Origin of the sequence: Rhodanobacter sp. FDAARGOS 1247 (assembly GCF_016889805.1) — a bacterium.
Lineage (GTDB): Bacteria > Pseudomonadota > Gammaproteobacteria > Xanthomonadales > Rhodanobacteraceae > Rhodanobacter.
In genome coordinates, this window is record NZ_CP069535.1 from 2,432,963 (window position 1) to 2,455,322 (window position 22,360).

Annotated in this window: 26 protein-coding genes; 21 read left to right on the forward strand and 5 right to left on the reverse strand. The window is 63.3% G+C overall.

The features are described 5' to 3' along the window. The first annotated feature begins 21 nt into the window (after positions 1 to 21). Positions 22 to 924, forward strand: coding sequence for an RNA polymerase sigma factor SigJ (gene sigJ, locus I6J77_RS11095; protein WP_204109029.1), 903 nt, complete (start codon positions 22 to 24; stop codon positions 922 to 924). 37 nt (positions 925 to 961) lie between these two features. Continuing rightward, positions 962 to 1,420 carry a carboxymuconolactone decarboxylase family protein gene (locus I6J77_RS11100; protein ID WP_056766428.1) on the forward strand — a complete coding sequence of 153 codons (459 nt, stop codon included), beginning with the start codon at positions 962 to 964 and terminating at the stop codon, positions 1,418 to 1,420. 68 nt (positions 1,421 to 1,488) lie between these two features. Here I6J77_RS11100 and I6J77_RS11105 read toward each other — a convergent pair whose 3' ends face one another. The 3 genes from I6J77_RS11105 to grxC form a co-directional block, all read right to left on the reverse strand. Then, positions 1,489 to 2,502, reverse strand: coding sequence for an isocitrate dehydrogenase (locus I6J77_RS11105; RefSeq protein ID WP_056716695.1), 1,014 nt, complete (start codon positions 2,500 to 2,502; stop codon positions 1,489 to 1,491). A 212-nt stretch (positions 2,503 to 2,714) separates the two neighbouring features. After that, positions 2,715 to 3,110 carry a carboxymuconolactone decarboxylase family protein gene (locus I6J77_RS11110; protein ID WP_204109030.1) on the reverse strand — a complete coding sequence of 132 codons (396 nt, stop codon included), beginning with the start codon at positions 3,108 to 3,110 and terminating at the stop codon, positions 2,715 to 2,717. Then, positions 3,089 to 3,352, reverse strand: coding sequence for a glutaredoxin 3 (gene grxC / locus I6J77_RS11115; protein WP_204109031.1), 264 nt, complete (start codon positions 3,350 to 3,352; stop codon positions 3,089 to 3,091). Before grxC ends, I6J77_RS11110 begins: the two co-directional genes overlap by 22 nt. A 125-nt stretch (positions 3,353 to 3,477) precedes the next feature. On the opposite strand from grxC, the gene I6J77_RS11120 reads away from it, so the two are divergent. The 19 genes from I6J77_RS11120 (at position 3,478) to I6J77_RS11210 (ending at position 20,548) form a co-directional block, all read left to right on the forward strand. Further along, positions 3,478 to 5,097: a M48 family metalloprotease gene (locus I6J77_RS11120; RefSeq protein WP_204109032.1), complete on the forward strand. Its 1,620-nt coding sequence runs from the start codon at positions 3,478 to 3,480 to the stop codon at positions 5,095 to 5,097. 73 nt (positions 5,098 to 5,170) lie between these two features. Beyond that, positions 5,171 to 5,860: a phosphate regulon transcriptional regulator PhoB gene (phoB, locus tag I6J77_RS11125; RefSeq protein ID WP_204109033.1), complete on the forward strand. Its 690-nt coding sequence runs from the start codon at positions 5,171 to 5,173 to the stop codon at positions 5,858 to 5,860. Positions 5,861 to 6,151: 291 nt separating this feature from the next. Further along, positions 6,152 to 7,192: a phosphate regulon sensor histidine kinase PhoR gene (phoR, locus tag I6J77_RS11130; RefSeq protein WP_239309275.1), complete on the forward strand. Its 1,041-nt coding sequence runs from the start codon at positions 6,152 to 6,154 to the stop codon at positions 7,190 to 7,192. Between the two features lie 54 nt (positions 7,193 to 7,246). Next, positions 7,247 to 9,340 carry a polyphosphate kinase 1 gene (ppk1, locus tag I6J77_RS11135; protein WP_204109035.1) on the forward strand — a complete coding sequence of 698 codons (2,094 nt, stop codon included), beginning with the start codon at positions 7,247 to 7,249 and terminating at the stop codon, positions 9,338 to 9,340. A 78-nt stretch (positions 9,341 to 9,418) separates the two neighbouring features. Continuing rightward, positions 9,419 to 10,936 carry a Ppx/GppA phosphatase family protein gene (locus I6J77_RS11140; protein WP_056766443.1) on the forward strand — a complete coding sequence of 506 codons (1,518 nt, stop codon included), beginning with the start codon at positions 9,419 to 9,421 and terminating at the stop codon, positions 10,934 to 10,936. 63 nt (positions 10,937 to 10,999) lie between these two features. After that, positions 11,000 to 11,731 (forward strand): peptidylprolyl isomerase, encoded by a 732-nt coding sequence (locus tag I6J77_RS11145; RefSeq protein WP_204109036.1) that lies wholly within the window; start codon positions 11,000 to 11,002, stop codon positions 11,729 to 11,731. Between the two features lie 7 nt (positions 11,732 to 11,738). Then, entirely contained in the window at positions 11,739 to 12,470 is a 732-nt protein-coding gene (locus tag I6J77_RS11150; protein WP_204109037.1) for a UDP-2,3-diacylglucosamine diphosphatase, read from the forward strand. Positions 12,471 to 13,073: 603 nt separating this feature from the next. Beyond that, positions 13,074 to 14,303 (forward strand): site-specific integrase, encoded by a 1,230-nt coding sequence (locus I6J77_RS11155; RefSeq protein ID WP_204109038.1) that lies wholly within the window; start codon positions 13,074 to 13,076, stop codon positions 14,301 to 14,303. Beyond that, a complete protein-coding gene (locus I6J77_RS11160; protein WP_204109039.1) occupies positions 14,300 to 14,848 on the forward strand; it encodes a hypothetical protein in 549 nt (182 codons plus the stop codon). Before I6J77_RS11155 ends, I6J77_RS11160 begins: the two co-directional genes overlap by 4 nt. A gap of 65 nt (positions 14,849 to 14,913) precedes the next feature. Next, the gene (locus I6J77_RS11165) at positions 14,914 to 15,147 is read left to right on the forward strand and encodes a hypothetical protein (RefSeq protein WP_204109040.1); all 234 of its coding nucleotides are present in this window, start codon (positions 14,914 to 14,916) and stop codon (positions 15,145 to 15,147) included. Between the two features lie 167 nt (positions 15,148 to 15,314). Further along, positions 15,315 to 15,521 carry a helix-turn-helix domain-containing protein gene (locus I6J77_RS11170; protein ID WP_204109041.1) on the forward strand — a complete coding sequence of 69 codons (207 nt, stop codon included), beginning with the start codon at positions 15,315 to 15,317 and terminating at the stop codon, positions 15,519 to 15,521. After that, a complete protein-coding gene (locus I6J77_RS11175) occupies positions 15,518 to 17,260 on the forward strand; it encodes a phage/plasmid primase, P4 family (RefSeq protein ID WP_204109042.1) in 1,743 nt (580 codons plus the stop codon). Before I6J77_RS11170 ends, I6J77_RS11175 begins: the two co-directional genes overlap by 4 nt. Then, entirely contained in the window at positions 17,250 to 17,495 is a 246-nt protein-coding gene (locus I6J77_RS11180; RefSeq protein ID WP_204109043.1) for a hypothetical protein, read from the forward strand. Before I6J77_RS11175 ends, I6J77_RS11180 begins: the two co-directional genes overlap by 11 nt. 238 nt (positions 17,496 to 17,733) lie before the next feature. After that, positions 17,734 to 18,048: a hypothetical protein gene (locus I6J77_RS11185; RefSeq protein WP_204109044.1), complete on the forward strand. Its 315-nt coding sequence runs from the start codon at positions 17,734 to 17,736 to the stop codon at positions 18,046 to 18,048. Between the two features lie 100 nt (positions 18,049 to 18,148). Further along, complete coding sequence (locus I6J77_RS11190) at positions 18,149 to 19,156, forward strand: phage major capsid protein (protein ID WP_204109045.1); 1,008 nt, start codon at positions 18,149 to 18,151, stop codon at positions 19,154 to 19,156. Beyond that, complete coding sequence (locus I6J77_RS11195; RefSeq protein WP_204109046.1) at positions 19,156 to 19,314, forward strand: hypothetical protein; 159 nt, start codon at positions 19,156 to 19,158, stop codon at positions 19,312 to 19,314. Before I6J77_RS11190 ends, I6J77_RS11195 begins: the two co-directional genes overlap by 1 nt. Further along, positions 19,311 to 19,574: a hypothetical protein gene (locus tag I6J77_RS11200; protein WP_204109047.1), complete on the forward strand. Its 264-nt coding sequence runs from the start codon at positions 19,311 to 19,313 to the stop codon at positions 19,572 to 19,574. Before I6J77_RS11195 ends, I6J77_RS11200 begins: the two co-directional genes overlap by 4 nt. Before the next feature lie 107 nt (positions 19,575 to 19,681). Continuing rightward, positions 19,682 to 20,008, forward strand: coding sequence for a P27 family phage terminase small subunit (locus I6J77_RS11205; protein WP_204109048.1), 327 nt, complete (start codon positions 19,682 to 19,684; stop codon positions 20,006 to 20,008). Between the two features lie 3 nt (positions 20,009 to 20,011). Further along, positions 20,012 to 20,548 (forward strand): hypothetical protein, encoded by a 537-nt coding sequence (locus I6J77_RS11210; RefSeq protein ID WP_204109049.1) that lies wholly within the window; start codon positions 20,012 to 20,014, stop codon positions 20,546 to 20,548. A gap of 119 nt (positions 20,549 to 20,667) precedes the next feature. Here the strand turns inward: I6J77_RS11210 and I6J77_RS11215 are convergent, their stop codons facing one another. Both I6J77_RS11215 and I6J77_RS11220 read right to left on the reverse strand, forming a co-directional pair. Beyond that, positions 20,668 to 21,240, reverse strand: coding sequence for a hypothetical protein (locus tag I6J77_RS11215; protein ID WP_204109050.1), 573 nt, complete (start codon positions 21,238 to 21,240; stop codon positions 20,668 to 20,670). 5 nt (positions 21,241 to 21,245) lie between these two features. Further along, entirely contained in the window at positions 21,246 to 22,196 is a 951-nt protein-coding gene (locus I6J77_RS11220; protein ID WP_204109051.1) for a hypothetical protein, read from the reverse strand. Between the last annotated feature and the right edge of the window lie 164 nt (positions 22,197 to 22,360).

Sequence of the window (22,360 nt, forward strand, 5' to 3'; positions counted from 1 at the left end):
GATGCCTCAACCGAGAACGCCATGGACCCGCAAACCGCACTGTTCCAGCAACACCGCCCCCGCCTGTTCGGGCTGGCCTACCGCATGCTCGGCACGCCCGCCGACGCCGAAGACGTACTGCACGATGCCTGGCTGCGCTGGCATGCGCAGGACACTGCCGCGCTGGACGATCCCGAAGCATGGCTGGTGACCGTCACCACCCGGCTGGCGCTCGACCGCCTGCGCCGCGCCCGGACCGAGCGCGAACACTATCCTGGCCCCTGGCTGCCCGAGCCGCTGCTGGTCGACGCCGACCAGCCCGAGGCGCAACTGGAGCGGGCGGAAAGCCTGACCCTCAGCTTCCTGCTGCTGCTCGAACGGCTCAGCGCCGAGGAGCGCGCCGCCTTCCTGCTGCGCGAGGTGTTCGATTACAGCCACGCCGAGGCCGCGGCGATGCTCGAGATCAGCGAAGACGCCTGCCGCCAGCGCGTGCACCGGGCGAAACAGCGTCTGCGCCAGGAACGGCCGCGCCCGGACGCGCCCGATACCGATCGGCAGCACCGTTTGCTGGAGCGCTTCGCCGAGGCCCTGCAACAACCGGACATGGATACCTTGCGCGCGCTGTTCGCCGAGGACGCGGTGCACATCTCCGACGGCGGTGGCCTGGTCACCGCCACCCTGCGCCCCCTCCACGGGGCCGAACGCCTGGCCCGGTTGTATCTGCAGATCGCCCTGCATCAGCGCGGACAGGGCGTGCGCCATGAAATCCATCGGCTCAACGGCACGCCTGCCCTGCTCAGCTGGCAGGGCGACACCCTGATATCCGCCAGCTGGATCGACGAAGACGAGACGGGAATCAGCGCGATCCACGCCTTGCGTCACCCCGGAAAGCTGGCCCGGCTGGCGGCTGTCACGAAATCGGCCGGCCCTGCGTCCTTGCATTGAACGGCCACTGCGGCCGCACCACAGAAAGGAGTTCCCCATGTCATCCCGTCAATCCTCGGTCCCCACCCAGGAAGCCATGAAACCCTTGTTCGCCCTGAACAAATACGTGCACTCGGGCAGCCTCGAACCGGCCCTGATCGAGCTGGTGCTGATGCGAGCCTCCCAGCTCAACGGCTGCGCCTACTGCCTGGACATGCACAGCAAGGATGCCCGCGCCGCCGGCGAAACCGAGCAGCGGCTGTATGTGTTGCAGGCCTGGCGCGAAGCGCCGTTCTACAGCGATCGCGAGCGCGCCGCGCTGGCGTGGTGCGAGGCCGTCACCCGGCTCGATCCGGTCCACGGGGTAGCCGACGACGTCTACGAGCAGGCCCGCGCGCAGTTCAGCGAAAAGGAACTGGGCGACCTCAACATGGCGGTGATCCTGATCAACGCGTGGAACCGCATCGCGATCCCGTTCCAGAACCCGCCGGGCGCATACCAGCCCGCAAAGCACTGAACATCGCGCCCATGAAAAAAGCCGCGGCTGCCGCCGCGGCTTTTTTTACGCTCGACGAAAACCGCAGCTCAGCCCTTGATGCGCTTCACGATCGCATCGGCGAAGCTGTCGGTGCTGCCCTTGCCGCCGATGTCCGGCGTCACGCTGTCGCGATCATTCGTCATGGTGTCGCGGATCGCCTGGCGCAGCCGGTCGCCCTTGGCCACCATGTCCAGGTAATCCAGCATGTCGGCGGCGGCCAGCAGCAGCGCGCAGGGGTTGGCGATGCCGCGGCCGGCGATGTCCGGCGCCGAGCCGTGCACGGCTTCGAAGATCGCCGCGTGCTCGCCGATGTTGTCGCCCGGCGCCAGGCCCAGGCCACCGACCAGGCCGGCGCACAAGTCGGACAGGATGTCGCCGAACAGGTTGGTGGTGACGATCACGTCGAACTGCTCGGGCTTCATCACCAGCTGCATGCAGGTATTGTCCACGATCATCTCGTTGAACTCGATCTGCGGGTATTCCTTCGCAATCTCGCGCGCCACGTTGAGGAACAGGCCCGAGCTGGTCTTCAGGATGTTCGCCTTGTGCACGGCGGTGACCTTCTTGCGGCCCTTCTTCACCGCCAGCTCGAACGCGTAGCGGACGATCCGGCTGCTGCCCTTGCGGGTGTTGCGCGCCACCGACTCGGCGATCTCGCCGTCGGCGGACAGGGTCTGGCCCTCGGAGCGGTAGGCGCCTTCGGTGTTCTCGCGCACCGTGATGATGTCGATGTTCTCGTAGCGCGACTTGGTGCCGGGGAAGCTCACCGCCGGGCGCACGTTCGCGTACAGGTCGAAAAGACGGCGCAGGGTCACGTTGACCGAGGTGAAGCCGCCACCGATCGGCGTGGTCAGCGGGCCTTTCAGCGCGACCTTGTGCTCGGCGATCCTGTCCAGCGTGGCCTTGGGCAGCAGATCGCCATGCTTGTCCAGCGCGACCATGCCGGCGTCGACGAAATCGTAGGTCAGGCCGCAGTCCAGCGCGTCGAGCACGCGCAGCGTGGCGGTCATGATCTCCGGGCCGATGCCGTCGCCCGGGATCACGGCGATGGTTTTGTTCATGGGGATACTCCTTGGGGGGACGATTGCGTGCGCATGGAACGGCGCAGGTCAAGACCGCCCATTATCGCCCATGCAACCGTTCCCGGACAGCCGATGGCCCGGGAAAACCGTTGCAAATCCTCGCACGGAGCATTGCAGAAACTCGCAGGGGAGCATTCCCGTGCCTCCCCGCCGGTGAACCGCCTCGCCCGCGAACGGGCTCCCGCGCAGGATCAGCCGTGGTCGGCGCATTCCGCCGTGGCCGATTCGCCGGCTTCCAGCTTGTCCAGGAAATCCACCGCCCTGCGCAGATGCGGGATCACGATCGAGCCACCCACCACCAGGCCGACACTGAACACCTCGAAGAACTCTTCGCGCTGCACGCCGGCCTCCTTGCACTGGGCCACGTGGTAGCTGATGCAGTCGTCGCAGCGCAGCACCATCGAGGCGACCAGGCCCAGCATCTCCTTGGTCTTCACGTCCAGCGCGCCGGCCTTGTAGGTCTGCGTGTCCAGCGCGAAGAAGCGCCGCACGACCTGGTTGTCCTCGGCCAGGATGCGCTCGTTCATGCGCTGGCGGAAGGCGGTGAATTCGGCAAGCTTGTCGCTCATGCGCCCTGCTCCAGCCATTGCGCCAGCTTGCCGCTGCGGTCAGCGGCCACCAGGTCGTCGTAGCCGCCCACGTGCCGGTCGTTGATGAAGATCTGCGGCACCGTGCGGCGACCGCCGCTGCGCGCCAGCATCGCGTCGCGTTGCGCGGGATCGGCGTCCACGCGCACCTCGGTCCATTCCAGCCCCTTGGATTTCAGCAGGTTCTTGGCCGACACGCAGTACGGACACACGGCGGTCGAGTAGACCTCGATCTTGGACATCACGACACTCCACGAACAATGGGGAACTGCACAGCAGATGGGGCCGCGCGCGCCCGGCTCAAGCCGGACGGCTGCGGTGAACCGACGCAGCAGGACACGGTCACAATGCTATTGTCGCCGAACCCATGATCATGCCGCCACGTCCCGTCCCCTGCCTGCTCGCCACCCTGCTCTGCGCCGCGCTGGCGAGCACCGCCAGTGCCCAGCAGGACATGCGCCTGCCGGACCTGGGCAGTTCGGCCAACGCACTGATTTCGCCCAGCGAGGCGCAGGATTACGGCGCCTCCATGCTGCGCCAGATGCGCGCGCTGGACATGGTGGTCGACGACCCGCTGCTGGACGACTACATCAACGACCTCGGCTACCGGCTGGTCGCCAGCAGCGACAAGCCGAAGGAACACTTCGCCTTTTTCATCGTCAAGGACCCGGAAATCAACGCCTTCGCCGCGCCCGGCGGCTATATCGCGGTGAACTCGGGGCTGCTCACGATCACCCGTGACGAAAGCGAGCTGGCCGGCGTGATCGCCCATGAGATCGGCCACATCACCCAGAACCACCTGCAGCGTGCGTTCGAGGACTCGAAGAAGGATGCGCCGCTGATGGCCCTGGTGCTGCTCGGCGCGATCGCCGCCGGGGCCAGCAACCACAGCGGCGACGCACCGATGGCCGTGCTGGCCGGCGGCCAGGGGCTGATCGCGCAGAAATCGATCAATTTCACCCGCAAGGACGAGATCGAGGCCGATCGCGTCGGCATCCAGACGCTGTCCAAGGCCGGCTTCGACCCCAATGCGATGGCGGGCTTCTTCCAGCGCATGCAGGATGCGATGAGCGCCGGCGCCGGCGGCGAGGACGTGCCGGCGCTGTTGCAGACGCATCCGGTGACGACCAGCCGGATCAGCGACGCCAAGGCGCGCGCCGATGCGCTGATCGCCGCGCAGAAGCTGCGCGTGGGCACCACCGGGATCGATCGGCAGCAATGGGCGAGGAGCACGGCGCCGATCCCCTTCGTGAAGGACCCCACCACCCTGCTCGCTGCCCACCGCCCAAGCGATCTGGACACCTACGCGCTGATGCGCGAACGCGCCCGCGTGCTGGCCGGCGACGCCACGCGGCTGGCCACGTATTACGCGTCCAGCCTGCAGACGCGACACGATTTCGACACCCCGGCAAATCACTACGGCTACGCGCTGGCGCTGACGCGCAGCGGCCGCGGCGCGCTGGCCATGGGGCAATTGCAGCCACTGCTGGACAACCACCCGGGAAACCTGCTGCTGAAGCTGGCCGTGGCCGATGCCCGCCTGCAGGCCGGCCAGCGGGCCGCCGCGCTGGCCATCTACTCGGAACTCAACACCCAGTCCCCGCGCAACCGTGCGGTCGCGCTGGCGTATGCCCATGCGCTCACCGCCGGCGGCGACAAGGACCAGGCCCGGCTCGCCGCCGGCAAGTTGCGGCCGCTGCTGGACAATGCCAGCGAACCGGAGATCTACAGCACCTACGCCCGCGCCAGCGACAAGGCCGGCGACAGCGTGCGCGCCGGCGAAGCCTACGCCGATGCGAGCTATTACTCGGGCCGACCGTACGACGCCATGGAGCAGCTCAAGCGGCTGCTCAAGCGCGACGACCTGGACTACTACGCCCGCGTGCGCATCCAGGCGCGGATCACCGAGCTGACGCCGCTGGTGCTGGAACTGCACAAGCGCAAGATCAGGACCGCGGACAGTCCAGGCGATGATTCGCGGCAATAAGTGCCGCACTGTCATCGCCGCGTAACATGGATTCGCTGCAATACTTTCGTCATCCGCCACGGCAGACCACCGCGTGCACAAACGCATCCTCATCGTTGAAGACGAAACCTCGATTCGCGAAATGATCGCCTTTGCCCTGCGCAAGGCCGGCATGGAAGCGATGCAGGCGGTCGATGCCCGCGCCGCACAACTGGCGCTGTCCGAACAGGTGCCGGACCTGATCCTGCTGGACTGGATGCTGCCGGGCATGAGCGGGCTGGAACTGGCGCGGCGCCTGCGCAAGGAAGAGCTCAGCCGCGAAATCCCGATCATCATGCTGACCGCGCGCGGCGAGGAAATGGATCGCGTCAACGGCCTGGAGGCCGGCGTCGACGATTACGTGGTGAAACCGTTCTCCACCCGCGAGCTGGTCGCCCGGATCAAGGCCGTCCTGCGGCGCAGCCAGGGCGACGACGGCACGGGTGCGATCGAACTGGGCGGTCTGCGCATCGACGGGGCCGCGCACCGGGTGTTCGCCGGCGAGGAACCGGTGGCGATCGGCCCCACCGAGTATCGGCTGCTGTATTTCTTCATGACCCATGCCGAGCGGGTCTACTCGCGTGCGCAATTGCTGGACCACGTCTGGGGCGGCAGCGTCTACGTGGAAGAGCGCACCGTCGACGTGCATATCCGCCGGCTGCGCAAGACGCTGGAGCCCTGGAAGCTGGATGAACTGGTGCAGACGGTGCGCGGCACCGGCTACCGCTTTTCCACCAGCATCTGAACGGCGCCGCCTCGCTTGCGTCGCCAGGATCTTTTGCCGATGCTGGCGGTCGCCGCATACGCCCCCGGATGATCCCGCTCCCGCATGCCTGACTGGAAACTCCCCGCGTTCCTCGCCTCGATCCTGTGCGCCGGGGCGGCACTGGGCTGGCTGGCCGGAAGTTCCGCCTGGGTCGGGCTGGCCATCGCCGCCATCCTCGGAGTCGTCTTCCTGCTGACCCGGCTCCGTCATCTGCAGCGGGCCATGATGGCCGCACCCGCTGCCGCCGGCGCCACTCACGATGACCGACTCATGACCCGCGCGCACCAGCTTGCCGCGAACCTGCGCGACCTTCGCCGGGCCGCGGACCACCTGCCGGATGCGATGGTGCTGCTCGACCGTCACCAGCAGGTGCGCTGGTTCAACCACGCCGCGGGCAACCTGCTGGGACTGGATCGGGCGGGGGATCGCGGCCAGTCGCTGACCGAACGACTGGCCGGCTCCGAACTGGCCGACTGGCTGCGCGACGGGGCACAAGACCAGCTCGACGACGTCGCCGCCCCCGGCAACAAGGCGAGCCAGCTCAACGTCACCCTGCTGCCGTTCGGCAAGCATCAGCAATTGCTGCTGGCGAACGACATCACCCACCTGAAGCGACTGGAACAGGTGCGCCGGGATTTCGTCTCCAATGTTTCCCACGAGCTGCGCACGCCGTTGACGGTGATCCACGGCTATCTCGAATTGCTGGACCCCGAAGACGTGCCCGAGCTGGCGCCGGTGCTCACCGAGATGCGGGCGCAGTCGAAGCGGATGGGCCAGATCGTCGAGGACCTGCTGACCCTGTCGCGACTGGAGACCCAGCACGAGGTGGTCGACGAACGCGTGCCGATGGCCGCCCTGCTGGCCACCGTGCGCAAGGAAGCCGAGGCGCTCAGCCAGGGCCGCCATCAGATCAGCCTGGAATCCACCGCCAACGCGGACCTGTTCGGTTCACCGAAGGACCTGCACAGCGCCTTGTCGAACCTGGTCAGCAACGCGGTGCGCTATACGCCCAACGGCGGCAGCATCGCGATCCGCTGGCGGCGCGAACCTGGCGGCGCGGTGTATTCGGTCAGCGATACCGGCTTCGGCATCCCCGCCAGCCACCTGGCCCGGCTGACCGAACGGTTCTACCGGGTATCCTCCAGCCGCTCGCGCGACAGCGGCGGCACCGGACTGGGGCTGTCGATCGTCAAGCACGTGCTGAACCTGCACCAGGCACGCTTGCAGATCGAAAGCGAAGCCGGTGCGGGCTCCACCTTTTCCTGCCACTTCGGCGATGCACGGTTGCTGGCTCCCGACGCCGGCGGATGAAGCCGCTGCCACGCGCGCGATATATTTGGCGCACGTCATGGGCCAGAATGAAGCATGCCCACACCACCGAGTTGCCCATCGCCCGATACCGGTCCCGGTGCACCGGAGTTGTATCTCAGCCGCGAGCTGGCCGCGCTGGAATTCAACTTCCGGGTGCTGGCGATGGCGCGCGACCCGAGCGTGCCGCTGCTTGAGCGCTTGCGCTACCTGAGCATCGTGGCCAGCAACCTCGACGAGTTCTTCGAGGTGCGGGTGGCGATGCTCAAGCACCACCACGCGTACGGTTCGGCCGCACCGGGTCCCGACGGGGTCAGCTCCGGCGACCTGCTGGCGCAGATCCGCAGTCGCGTGCTCGACCTGGTCGCCGAGCAGTACGCAACCTGGCAGGAACAGATCGGTCCCCAGCTGGATGCCGAGCAGATCCACATCCTCACCCGCAAACGCTGGAACCCGCGCCAGCGGCGCTGGCTGCAGGGCTATTTCGAGCACGAGGTGCTGCCGGTGCTGTCGCCGCTGGGACTGGACCCGGCGCATCCGTTCCCGCGCATCCTCAACAAGACGCTGAACATCGCGGTGGTGCTGAAGGGACGCGACGCCTTCGGCCACGAGGGGCACATGGCGCTGGTGCGGGCACCGCGTTCGCTGCCCCGGATCATCCGGGTGCCGGCCGAGGTCAGCGGCCCGGGGGAGCACTTCGTGTTCCTGGCCGAGCTGCTGCAGGCCTTCGTCGACCTGATGTTTCCCGGCCTCAGGGTGGTCGGCTCGTACCAGTTCCGGGTCACCCGCAACAGCGAGCTGATCGTCGAGGAAGCCGAAGTGGAGAACCTCGCGCTGGCCCTCAGCGAGGAGCTGGTCGGGCGCGGCTACGCGCGGCCGGTGCGGCTGGAGATCGCCAACGATTGCCCGAAGGCGATCACCGCGATGCTGATCGAGAACTTCCAGCTTGAAGAGACCGACGTCTATCGCTGCGACGGCCCGGTCAACATCATCCGCGCCGGCCTGATCTACGACTGGCTGGACCGGCCGGAGCTGAAGTTCCCGCGCTTCAATCCGCAGCTGCCCTCGGCGCTCGAAAGCAACCGCAACAAGTTCGACCTGATCGGCCAGCACGACGTGCTGCTGCACCATCCGTACCAGAGCTTCGCGGCGGTGATCGACCTGCTGCGCCAGGCTACCGCCGACCCGCAGGTGCTGGCGATCAAGCAGACCCTGTATCGCGCCGGCGAGGACACCCCGCTGGTCGACCTGCTGGTCGAGGCGGCCCGCCACGGCAAGGACGTCACCGTGGTGATCGAGCTGCGCGCGCGCTTCGACGAGGAGGCCAACATCCGCCTGGCCACGCGGCTGCAGGAAGCCGGCGTGCAGGTGGTCTATGGCGTGGTCGGCTACAAGACCCACGCCAAGATGATGCTGATCGTGCGCCGCGAGGGCGAGGCGCTGCGCCGCTACGTGCACCTGTCCACCGGCAACTACCACCAGGCCAACAGCCGGATGTACACCGACATCGGGCTGATGACGGCCAACCCCGAGATCGGCGAGGACATGCACAAGGTCTTCCAGCAACTGTCCGGCCTGGGACCCATCATCGACCTGAAGCGCCTGCTGCATTCGCCGTTCACGCTGTATCCGAAAGTGCTGGAGAAGATCGAGCGCGAGACCGCCCACGCGACCGCGGGGCGGCCGGCGCGCATCGTGGCCAAGCTCAACGCGCTCAATGAAGCGCGGGTGATCTCCGCGCTGTACCGGGCCTCGCAGGCCGGCGTGGAGATCGACCTGATCGTGCGCGGCGCGTGCACCCTGCGCCCCGGCCTGCCCGGCATCTCCGAGCGCATCCGGGTGCGCTCGATCGTGGGGCGTTTCCTCGAACACAGCCGGGTGTACTGGTTCGCCAACGATGGCGACGCGGAGATCTATTGCGCCAGCGCGGACTGGATGGAGCGCAACCTGATGCGGCGTATCGAGGTGGCCTTCCCGATCCTGGACCCGGACCTGGCGGCGCGCGTGTTCGAGGAAACCCTGGCCAACGGCCTGGCCGACAACACCCAGGCCTGGCTGCTGGGCAGCGATGGTCGCTATGTCCGCGCCACTCCCGGCGAGCACCCGCCGTACAGCGCCCAGCAGGGCCTGCTCGAACGCTACTGCAAGTGAGCCGATCGCCATGAACCGATGCAAGCCTTTCACGCGCGCGTGCGAGAATCCGTCCTTTGCCATCGCGGGAGCCCCGGCGTGAGCCCAGCCGAACAGACACCGATCCGCGATGGCGAACTCATCGCCGCGATCGACATGGGTTCCAACAGCTTCCACATGGTGGTCGCGCGGATGGAACATGGCGAGCCGCGCGTGATCGATCGCCTGCGCGACACCGTGCGGATGGCCGCCGGCCTGCGCGCCGACGGCAGCCTCGACGCCGAACGACGCGCCCGCGCGATCGCCTGCCTGGCGCGCTTCGGCCAGCGCATCGCCGGCCTGCCGTCGATACGGGTGCGCGCGGTGGCCACCAACACGGTACGCCGGCTCGCCTCGCCACAGACCTTCCTGACCTCGGCCGAGGCCGCGCTCGGCCATCCGATCGAAGTCGTCTCCGGGCGCGAGGAAGGCCGCCTGATCTTCCTCGGCGCCGCCCACGACCTGCCCGTTTCGCGCGAGCCGCGACTGGTCATCGACGTGGGCGGTGGCAGCACCGAATTCATCATCGGCCGGGGCCTGGCTCCGCTGCACACCGAGAGCGTGCAGGCCGGCTGCATCGCCTCGACCCTGCGTTTCTTCCCGGGCGGCAAGATCAACCGCAAGCGCTGGCAGCGCGCGGTGAGCGAGATCGGCGTGCTGCTGCAGCAGTTCGCCGAGGACTACCGCGAATCCGGCTGGCAGGATGCCTACGGCTCTTCCGGCACGGCCAAGTCGATCGGCTCGGTCGTGCAGGAAATGAAATTCTGCGACGACGGCATCACCTCCGCCTCGCTGGCCTCGCTGCGCGACGTGCTGATCGAACACGGCCAGATCAACACGCTCAAGCTGCCCGGCCTGGTCGAAGACCGCGCGCCCGTGCTCGCCGGCGGCGTGGTGATCATGGAAGCGGCGTTTGCCGCGCTGGGCATCGACCGACTGCGCGTGTGCGAAAGCTCGATGCGCGAAGGGCTGCTGTGGGACCTGCTGGGCCGCGCCGGCGGCAGCGATCCGCGCACTGCCAGCATCGAGGCACTGGCCAGCCGCTATGGCGTGGATCGCGCCCAGGCACGCCGGGTCGAATCGACCGCGCTGATGCTGTTCGATCAGGTGGCACGCAGCTGGAAGCTGGACGCCGACGCGCGCGAGTGGCTTTCTTGGGCCGCGCGCGTGCATGAGATCGGCCTGGCCATCGCGCACAGCCAGCACCACCATCATGGCGCCTACATCCTGCGGCACGCTGACCTGGCCGGCTTCTCGCGGCAGGAGCAGCAGCTGCTGGCCGCGGTGGTCGACATGCACCGGCGCAAGCCGGACAAGCCGGTGATTACCGCCCTGCCACAGCGTTATCGCACACTGGCCCGATACACCACGGCGCTGCTGCGCCTGGCCGTGCTGTTCCGCCGCGCACGTCGTGCCGAGTCGCTGCCGCAGATGCGCCTGGCCGCCAGCAGCCGATCGCTGCGACTGACCTTGCCGCACGCGTGGTTCGAGCAACACCCGCTCAGCGAAGCGGACCTGCAACAGGAACAGGCGCCCATGGCCGAACTCGGCCTGCGGCTGGAACTTGCCGGCAGCTGACGCGAACCCGCGCCGCGGCGTCGCCGCGTATGATGTCCCGAGGCCCCGACCATCTTTATGCCCATGCTGAAATCCCTGCTCGCCACCCTGCTTCTGTCACTGCCACTGACGCTGACCGCGCAGACGGCCAAACCGGCGCCGGCCGCCGCGCCGGCGCCGCCACCGCAAGTCATGCTGACCACCTCGCAAGGCGAGATCACGCTGGAGCTGTATCCGGACAAGTCACCCAAGAGCGTGGCGAACTTCCTGCAGTACGTCCGCGACGGCTTCTACGACGGCACGCTGTTGCACCGGGCGATTCCCGGCTACCTGGTGCAAGGCGGCCTGTATACCCGCGACCTGCAGCCCAAGCGCACCCGCTCGGCCATCGCCAGCGAGGCCGACAACGGCCTGTCCAACCTGCGCGGCACGGTGGCCGTCGCCCGTGGAGCGGACCCGAACTCCGGCACCGCGCAGTTCTTCTTCAACCTGGTCGACAATCGGCGGCTGGATTTCGCCGGCAACCAGAGCGGGCTGACCTGGGGCTACACCGTGTTCGGCAAGGTCATCAAGGGCATGGACGTGGTCGACAAGATCGCCGCCATGCCGACCCGCGCACTGGGACCCTTTGCCGGCGACGTGCCCAATCCACTGGTGTTGATCGAAAGCGCCCGGGTGATCGGCGAACAGGCACCAGCCTCCGCCGCCAGCGCCGCGAGTCCCGCCAAGGCAGCGTCGTCGGCGACGCCTGCGAACGCGGCCAAGTCCGGCAAGAAGGCTTCCAGGAAAGTTGCCAAGCCCGCCGGCAAGGACTGATCCGCCCATGAGCACCCTGTTCATCGCGGACCTGCATCTGGACGCCAGCCGACCGCAGATCACCGAGCTGTTCGAAGAATACCTGGCCAGCGACGAAGTCCGTCAGGCCGACGCCCTGTACATCCTGGGCGACCTGGTCGAGGCGTGGATCGGCGACGATGATGACGCCGAACTGCCCGCGCGCATCGCCGCCGCAACGCGCGCGGTGCGCGACGCCGGCGTGCCGGTCTATTTCATGGTCGGCAACCGCGACTTCCTGCTCGGCGAAGCCTTCGCCGAACGTGCCGGCCTGACCCTGCTCGACGACGGTGTCGTGCATGACGTGCAGGGCCGCCCCACCCTGCTGATGCATGGCGACGTGCTGTGCACCGACGACACCGCCTACCAGGCCGTGCGCCGCCAGGTGCGCACGCCCGAATGGGCCGCGCAGATCCTCGCGATGCCGCTGGAAGCGCGCCGCGCGTTTGCCGCCAAGGCGCGCGCCGACAGCAAGGCGCACACCGGCAGCACCATGGAAAGCATCATGGACGTCAACGCCGATGCCGTAGCCGATGCGATGCGCCGAGCGGGCGTGACGCGATTGATCCACGGGCATACGCACCGGCCCGCCATCCATCGCCTTGAGGTGGATGGAAAGCCGACCGAGCGGATCGTGCTGGGAGACTGGTACGAACACGGCTCGGTGTTGCGGGTGGATGATCGGGGTGCAGTGGAGCTTCGCGGGTTGGCCTTGGGCTGAGCCGGGTTCTGCTCATCGGGATCGGTGTGGGGCTGCTCCCGGCAGATCGCACGGAGTGCAGCCTTGCTCCCTCCCCTGCTTGCAGGGGGAGGAGCCAGAAGCACGAGGCCGACGCTCCGCTCCCTCCCTGCTTGCAGGGGAGGGCTGGGGTGGGTTGCTCTTGATCTTGTGGTGACGCAGCCAGATACGCAAAACGCCCCTTGCGGGGCGTGCGTTCCGGTCAGTGGCGCGGCGGCATGGAGTGCGGGATTGTGAATCCCATCCATGGGATTCACCCTTCCGCGCTGCGCGCTCCAGGGCCAGCCTGCGGCTGTCCAATTTTGTTCCAGACAAAATTGTCGAACCCGAGAGGATTCGTCCACCACCTCTCTCCGCCAGATACGCAAAACGCCCCTTGCGGGGCGCTTTGCGTATCTGGCGGAGAGAGAGTCCGGGGAAGGCTCGTCCGGCCCCGTTCGCCCGTTTCCGAAAATGATCGCCAAGCCTATGTGTTGCAAGCATTTTTCTGCCTAACCTCGTCCGGCGACGTTCGCTAGAATCCGCCTACAGCGCCTATACTTCGTAGGGACGGAAGTCGGGACGGTCAGTTTGGCGGAGGCAAGTATGAACAACAGGCTCACAGCGATCGGCGTCAGGAACACAACGAAACCGGGGAGGTACTGCGACGGGGGCGGGCTGTATCTGTACGTTCCCGCCACCAAGTTTCGCGGCGGCAAACGGTGGGTCTTTCGATGGCGCGACCGGATCACGGGCAAGACCCGAGACAAGGGACTCGGCCCCGTCAGCGACGTGACGCTCATCAAGGCGCGCGAAAAGGCGGCTGAGTACCGGCAGCAAGTTCGCGACGGCATCGACCCCATCGACTCCGCACGGCAGGCCCTCGCCGCCGTAAAGCTGGAACGCGCCCGGCGGCTCACCTTCGGGCAGTGCTGCGAGAAGTACATGGATGCGCACCGCGACGGCTGGCGCAATGCGAAGCATGCCGCGCAATGGCAATCCACACTCGACACCTATTGCGCCTCACTGCTCCCGCTTCCCGTCGCCGAGATTGATACCGCCCTCGTCATCAAGGCGCTGGAGCCGATCTGGACGACTAAAACCGAAACCGCCACCCGCGTCCGGCAGCGCATCGAGGCGGTGTTGAATTGGGCGACGGCCCGCGAGTTTCGTACTGGCGAAAATCCGGCGCGCTGGCGCGGGCATCTCGACAAGTTGCTACCAAAGCCGACCAAGCTGAAAAAGGTCGAACACCGCGCCGCCCTCCCCTACACCGAGGCTGGCGCGTTCATGACCGAGCTACGCCAGCAAAAGGGGCTGGGCGCGCTCGCACTGGAACTGCAAATTTTGACCGCCTGCCGACCGGGCGAAGTGGCCGGTGCGCGGTGGGCCGAGTTCGACCTAGACGCGGCTACCTGGACGATTCCGGGCGAGCGCATGAAGGCCGGCAAGGAGCATCGTGTACCGCTGTCGCCGCCCGCTGCCGCGTTGCTGCGCAAGCTGCCCCGTGTCAATGCGTTCGTGTTCCCTGGCCCGAAGAAGGGCCAATCCCTCACGACCGCCGCCATGCTCAAGGCGCTACGCACCGCGCGCCCCGGCTTCGACGCACACGGCTTCCGCAGTACGTTCCGCGATTGGGCCGCTGATCAGACCGCCTACCCGCGCGATGTAGCCGAAGCCGCGCTGGCGCACGCCGTCCAAGGTGTAGAGGCCGTGTATCGTCGCACCGACTTGTTGAACAAGCGCGCCCGCCTCATGGCGGACTGGGCGAAGTACTGCGCGAAGCCCGCGTCCACCGGCAACGTGCGCGGTATTCGCGAGGGGGCGAAGGCATGAGCATCAAGAAATTTCGTGATCCGGCTGGACTGCTTCCTGTGCGAGTCAGGGTGAACATTAAGCATGGAAGCAACCAACTCGACATTGATGCGATCGCGAGCATTTTGAAGTCGAACAGCCCCACTGCGCGTATCCAGCAACTTCGCCGCCACCATACATTGCGATCCGAAGCAAGCGCGCTCAAAAAGGACTATCTCGTCGCGACAACTGCTGTCGAGGATGCGGACAACAAACTTACTGCGGAACATAAAGCAGCACTAAAAGATGTCAGGTTAAAGGCTTTTATGATTCGGTTGGAAAGCGCCGAGAAAAAGTCGATCTACCTTGACGCTGCTGAACCTCTAATACGCGACAAGGCACGACAGGAAGGAACGAAGAAGGAACGACGCCCAGACGTAACGGAATGGATTTCAGCCAAGTTGCGGCGCGATCCATTGGCCAAATCCCCTGAGCTTTGGAGCCGCGCGCCGGAATGGCTCACCGATCAGATTGGCTATGAGCGATTTCGCAAGCGGGTAACTGCTGTTCGGATGGGGCGCAAGTAACTAACGGCACAATTCAATTGCAGCTTGTCTCACGTCGCATGTGCGACGTACAAGAGACAAACGATATGAACGAGTTGACCTTGGCGGAAAAGGAAGCAATCTTGCGCAGTGAACCCGGACTCTGCCTTGACGATCTTGATGGTGCGTTAAGTGTTGAGATTGTTTGTGGCCCGGATGGTCATGGAAACATCGACGGTTTTCTCATTTGCCAGATAGCCGGAGAGAAACCTGACTACGTTGATGTAAGGATCAAACGGTTTCGGTACCCGTTATCTTCCGGGAAGATGAAAGCCAACTGAGGCAAACGAAGCATTTTCTGGAAATGGCAAAAGGATGTGATGCTGTCGAAAGGGTCGCTAGTAAATAGCGACCCTTTCCATTTCGAAACTCTGTCCGTAGCCCACCGACCAAGCGGCTACGGACGCGGGCATTTCCGTCGCGTCCAATCTCGAAAGAGGAACGCGACATGAAAGACGACAAGACCCCTGCACCGCTGGCGTACTCCCCGCTGGACGCAGCGCGCCGTCTCGGCGTAGGCCGCTCCACCATCTACGAACTTATCAAGTCCGGCGAGCTGGAAGTCAGCAAGCTCGGCACCCGCACTTTGATCCATGCCGATTCCTGCGAGCGCGTGCTTGAGAAGTCTCGCGTGAAGTCGGGCAGCCGCGCGTGAGTCGCAAACGCAAGCCTGATCTGGAGGGCGCATCGTCGCCTGACCTGACGCCAGAGATGCGGGAAGAGGCGCTGCACCTGCTCGCTGAAGAAGAAGCTGGGATGAGTGAAACGGAACGCCGCGCGAAGGCCGACGCGAAGCGTAAACGGCTGCACAAAGAGCATCGTGCGCAGCAGCGTAAGAAAAAGAGCGGTGCTTCTGGCGGTGGCGGTGAAGAACAAACTGAAACCCCAGCAATGCCAGCGGCTGATCCGCGAATCGCGGAAGAAGTGCGCCGGTTCATGGAAGGCCAGCAGCAACGCATAGAAGAGGACGACGAGCGCAACCCGGTGCTGCCGTCGCTGAATACCAATCCGTTCGGCGCGGCGACCATCGTGCTGGATCGGTTCTTCACGAAGGACAGGGTTCGACTGCTGATCTACTACCGAGAAGATTGGTACCGCTACAAGAACCAACGCTGGGTGCTGGTGAGCAAGAAGGATGTGGAAAGCGTCTTGTTCAAGCGCCTCCTGCTCTGCCGGCAGGTCGATGCGGAAGGCGAGATTCATCCTTTTGTGACGTCGCAGCCGAACGTCAGCAAAATCTATTTTCAAATTGAGAACAACGAGACGATCCCGTCAGATCTGACGGTGCCTTGCGTGCGCGAGCCGGACGGGAATTGGCACGAAGTCGATGGGCAGGGACAGATGGTGTGTCGCGGCGAGATCGTGGACATGATGACGGGGGCTGCGAAGCCGACCTTGCATATGTTCGTGCCGAACGGCGCGGACTGGCGCTATGCCCCGGATGCCCCGAACCCTGAACGCTGGCTCCAGTTCCTTGAAGAGTTGTTCGGCAAAAAGGCCGACGAAATCGCCGTGCTACAAGAGTGGTTTGGCTACGTGCTTAGCGGCGACACATGGGCGCAAAAGGCGCTGCTCATCGTCGGGCCGAAGCGCGCAGGTAAGGGCACCATCGGCGGAGTGCTGAAGCTGTTGTTGGGTAAGTCGATGGTGTCTAGCCCAGCGATCAATGCCATTGGGGATCGGTTCGGGCTTCAAGACTCCATCAACAAGCGACTGCTGCTGGTCAGCGATGCCAAGCTGTCGAGTAAAAAGGACACGATGGCGGTTGTCGAAAACCTGCTGCGCATTGTGGGCAATGACCCGGTCATGGTGGATCGAAAAGGCAAGGAGCCGATCACCGATCAGCTAGGCGTCCGGGTAATGATGCTGACGAATACGCTGCCGCAATTTGCAGACAGCTCGGATGCCATCAGCTCGCGCTTCCTGATCCTCCAGTTGGGCAAATCGTTTTTTGATAACGAAGATCACCAACTGCTGGACAAGTTGACTGATGAACTTCCTGGCATCGCCCTGTGGTCGATTGAAGGCTATCAGCGTCTGCGTGAGCGGGGCCGGTTCGATGAGCCGGAAAGCTCCGAGCAGGCTCGCAAGGATTGGTACGAAACCGGAAACCCGCTTGCCGAGTTTGTGAAGGACTACTGCGTGTTTCCGTCAGCGAATAGCGCCAAGCCAGAAGATTTTACGTATGCCTACAACGTGTGGCGGCAGAAGCGAGAAATGACGGTCATTGCCTCCAATAAACTGATCCAAGAACTGCAGGCTATGCACGGTGATGGCATCAAGCGCGGCTACAAAGGTAGCGATCGTTGCTGGCGTGGAATAGAGCTCAATGAACTTGGAAAAGAGCTTTTGCCTCCGCCCCCCGATCCCCGCGATGTACCCAATGGATTTTGATGCCAGCTGCATGCGTTTTTATCGTCGGCATATCGTCGGTTTGATCGTCGGTCTACCGACGGTCACCGCCCCCGGGGCTGCACAAGCAACGAAGTCGCATTTGCCGGCAGATGGGTATCACGCTGCCACCGACGATCAAACCGACGATATGCCGACGATACTGCCGACGGTTCTAAGCCTTGGTATAGCTGCGTTGCCGACGATACCGACGATTACTTTCTATTTCCCCGGATAAGGAAAAAAAGATAGGGAATAGAGAGATAGAGGGTAAGGAGTAGGTTTTTAGCGTCGGTATCGTCGGCCCCCCTGTCGAGTTGATAAATCGCCCCGGCAGTTTCGCGGCCGACTCGCCCCGGCAGCACCGAGACCATGCAGGAGCTTGTAGGAGCGCCTCGCGCGGCTCGCCGGTAGTTCGGGGCTGCGGTAACTACCCGGTCGCCGCGTAGCGGGCCGGAGAAATAGGAGAAGAGCTGATGCCGATACATAACTGCCCCTGCTGCCGGTGTGACCACGACGACGATGCGGATCGCGCTGCGCGGATAACCGACCGCATCGAATCCTTCACCCGCGACTGCGAACGTTTGGGCTATCGAGTGGAAGCAAATCGAGTTGACCCCCGCACGGCAGCGAATTTGTTGGGCATGAAACCGAAAACATTTAACGGATGGCGGACCTCAGGCGACGGCCCGCGCGCTGAGCGCATTCCCGTCAATCGTTCACAGTATTCCTACGATCTGAATGTGCTGGCGGCATGGTCTGTCGATCAAAGGATTGAAAAAAAGTTCTAGCAGCACCGATTTGATGACCATCGTTGACCATAGATCACCATAGACGTCCAAACGACTGGCGCATGCTCGACGCGTACCTACTCGCACGAGGATTTCCCCCATGTCGTTCTCCACTGGCCCGCGTGGCCGTTTCTATATCCGCAGCCTCTGCACGCAGATCGGTGGCGGCGCTTCGCCTGAACTAGCCAATAGCTTCGCTGCTGCCCGCTGGGGCGCTGAAGGCCTCGCCATCTCCAAGGCTGCTGTGGCTGCGCTAACATCTGGCGACATTGGCACGCCAGAAGCCACTGAATATCTGAATGCCGTGCGTGAGCGCAGCGTACTCGGCGGCTTGCTCGGCACTCGCCCCGTCGCCTTCAATCGACGCATGCTGGCGCGTACGAATGGCGCCATTGGTTTTTGGGTAGGCGAAGCCGCACCCGCACCGATGCTCAAGGCCGTACTTGCCGGCAGCACGTTGAAAGCCAAAAAGGTCGTGGCGCTGATCGCGGTCACTGACGAAGGCATGCGTGCGGAAAGTCCCGCTGTCGAAGCTGGGTTACAGGCCGACTTGGAAACCGGGTGTGCCGGTGCTATTGATCAAGCGTTTCTCGACCCTAGCAACGCGGGCAGCGACACCATGCCGGCTTCGGTCACGCACGGCGCTCCGATCATCGCCGCCAGCAGTGATGCCGCCGCCGATCTCAAGGCGCTGGTCGCTGCGTTCGCGGGCGACCTGTCCACCAGCTATTTGATTACAGACCCATCGACGGCTACCGCGCTCGCAATGGTGCGTGGTGCTAACGGATCGTTCTTGTTTCCCGACGCTGGCCCGCGCGGCGGCTCCGTGCTCGGCATCCCGTTGCTGGTGAGCCGCCATAGTCCGCGTGATACAGCCGGTGGGATGCTCGCCCTGGTGGACGCGTCCGGTATCGCGCTCGCCATGGACAGCATCGAGATCAGCCAGTCCGATCAGACCTCGCTTGCTATGGCCGACACGCCGACGTCTCCAGCAACGATGGTGAGCCTCTTCCAGACCGGCACCACGGCCATGAAGGCTGTGATCCGCTGCAATTTCGAGAATCAGCGCGTCGGCGGCGTCGCGGTGCTCACTGGGGTCGATTACTGATGACCATCCTCGACGAGCAGTATGCCGCCATGACCAAGGCCGAGCGTGATGCGCCGGCTACGCGCGGCGACTTGATGCAATTCATCGCGCTCATGCTCAAGCACATGAAGGCACTCAACCAGCGCATCAAGGAATTGGAGAAAGGAGCGCACTCATGATGATGACTGACTTGAACGAAGCGGAACGTAACTTTCCGCGCGCGTGGAACAACGTCAAGGAACAGATCGCTTACTTGAAGCAGGTCACCGATGCCGACCTTGTGCCGTTCTCCGCCGAAGTCATCGACGTCAAAGGTGTGCCGATGCTGGAGGTGTACGTCATGACGGACTTGGTGTTTGCGGACTCCAATAAGTCGCTCAACGCCATGCGCTTCCGCGCGTTCGTCCACGACCCAGCATCGTTGAAGAAGCTGCACTGATCGCAGCCGACCGGGGGGCGTGGTCAATGTTCCCCGCGCATGCGCCGGAATACGCCATCCCCATCATTTTGATGTGAAACAAAGGTTGCCTCACAAAAAATCAGGCTATGGCTACAGCAAAATCCCCGCCAAAAGGGCTGTCCACCGAGGCGAAAGCATGGTGGAAACGGCTGGCATCTGAGTACGGAATTGACGACGACGCAGGGCTTTTGCTGCTGCAAACCGGCCTTGAAGCCTTCGACCGAATGCGCGCCGCGCAAGAGGCGATCCAGCACGACGGCATGACCGTCCGCGACCGCTTCGATCAACGTAAGCCGCATCCACTCCTGCCCGCCGAGCGCGATGCCCGCGCCCAAATGCTCGCCGCGCTACGGGCGCTCAACCTCGACGTTGAACCGCTTCACGACCGCCCCGGTCGCCCGGCAGGGCGTTGACCGATGCCGACCACACGCCGCCTTCGCACTCGCACCCGCCGCGAAACCATCGACCCGACGCACTGGGCAATCCTTACCGACGCATTGCCGCCGGCAGACGCCAATCCCTTCACCGCGCTGGACGCGGAGAGCTACGACGTCATGCGGTTGCTGTGGGAGGATCACCGCGCCGGCATCCTCCCGGATTGGATCAAGACCAAGCCAGGCACGCGCCCGGCGATGTGGTGGCGGTACGATGCACCGCGCCTCGACCCTACGCAGCTAGGGCGCTGGTCGCGTACCGTACTCGCACCGCGCATGATCGAGACGCGACGCAAGCTGCGCGGCGACGGCAAGCCGCTCCATGAAGTGCTCGCCTACGCGCCAGCGCATCACTACGGGATTCCAGCTTGGTGCGGCGATCCCGACAACCCGCCCGTATTCGAGTCGCAGCACGCCTACCTCAAGCGTCACGGTCTACTGCTGCCGGCAGAGCGTCGTCCGTCCGCCGAACCGTTCTCGCACCCGCTGCGCATCGAGGATGCTAGGCGGTGGAAATAGAGACGCGCGTGAAGTTTTTTGGCGTGATCGCGCGTTGGATCAATCCATTGGTTAACGTGGGCGGCACCATCGAGTGAGCCGCCATGTGCACCGTGAATGTCGGTGCAGGTGGCGCTCGACTACTTTGGCGGCGTGTTCTGCCTGTCCTCGTCGTCCTGGCTATCCAGATAGTCAAACATGCGCACCAAGTTCGCTCGAATAAGCCACAGTGCCCAAGCCAAGAGCAGCAACGAAACAGACACTGCCCATAGACAGACAAGTGCAGCCAGAAAACTGTGCACAAGGCCGACAGTAAGTTGAAGCACTGCTGTCGATAGGCATGCCAGTATCGCCGCATAAAGCACTCCGCTCAGATAGCGAAGAGGGGTGTACCGCTTACCCATTTTGTTGTTGGTGTCGAGCTTCTTTTGATCATCCCATTCCTTTTTGTAGACGGGAGACTCAAAAACCTCCTTTTTCATGTTGACCACAATGAAGGTTTTAAGTGACAACAAGAATCCACCAAGCGTCAAAAACCCTGCAAACAGACTGCCCCGCAACTTATCACCATAAAATGTCGTGAATCCATCGAAGGCGGAGCAATATGGGTGATTAATGTCAATTAGTCCGCAATAATACAGGTGCGCGCTCGCGTAAACGGCATATGCTGCCGCCAACGATATCAAAGCAATGATAAAGGCACCCTTCTTCATGACAGCTATTTTACCTTCTTCATGAAAATATGCTTATACGTATCCTTGCACGCAGCAATTAGTTCGTTAACCACTTGGTGTTCCGAGAACGTCGTCACATCCAGTTGATCAAGTTTACCTGCTACGGCGTCATATTCTTGTTCACCAAAGTGTTCAGGGATGTTTGCAATTTTTACTGAAAGCGGCACATCTTCATCATCAATTTCATCAACGACCGAAACGCGGCCCGATTTGGGGTTAAGCATATCCACTGTTCCCTGGATTGCCTTGGCCAAAACGCCGACAGCCGTATCCGTCTTAAAGACGACCTTTTCTTTCTTTCGCCTTACATAGGGCGAAATTGGAACACCATTTTTCGCGTCCGGTTCAATAGCTGCGAGTTCGTACTCAAATCCCTTTATTTGCTTAAATCCTGCGAGGATATCAGCCAGATTTTCGTTATGCACCAATAACGCGAATGACATGGGAGCACGATATTTAGCGCGGATTGCCTTCTCCCTCTTTTGAGTCAGCTCACCAGCTTCTTTAGCCCCCTCCAACTCCTGTTCGGTCAGCATATGCGATAGCGTGAAGTATCTTTTTTTAAGGTAATCGCCAAAGGTAAATGTTGAGCAAGAATGAAAATAATGTTGGTAAATACCTAAACCATTATCCTTATTTACGACGAAAAAATTGAATTCCATCAATTTATTTTCGCCTTCAAGATTTTTTACACTGATAACGAAACCGCCGTCATCATCCTTCACGAGCTCGCAAAACGCCTTCTGATCCTTAACCGTAACGACTAATCCACGAACGAAATCCGGGTCGCTCTGGTCGTCAAGATAGAAACGACGTTCGTTAGATTTGCTTGTGTCGGGTTGGCCATTTTGGCTAGCCATGAGCGAAAAAACGTCGGCAACTGAGACATGGCCGTGACCGGCTTCCACCGAGAAGCCGTAAGAACGAACAATCATGGATTCCCCCTTTTATGGCAGCCGACCATCCAGTCAATTCGGCTTCAACGCGAAGCCTGCCTCAGAACGCCCAGGGGTGCAAATCTCAGAGCAAGGTTCTCAGGGACGAGTCGCATGGACTGCGACTGCAACCGTTGCGAAGAAAAAGCCCCCGCATGCACGGG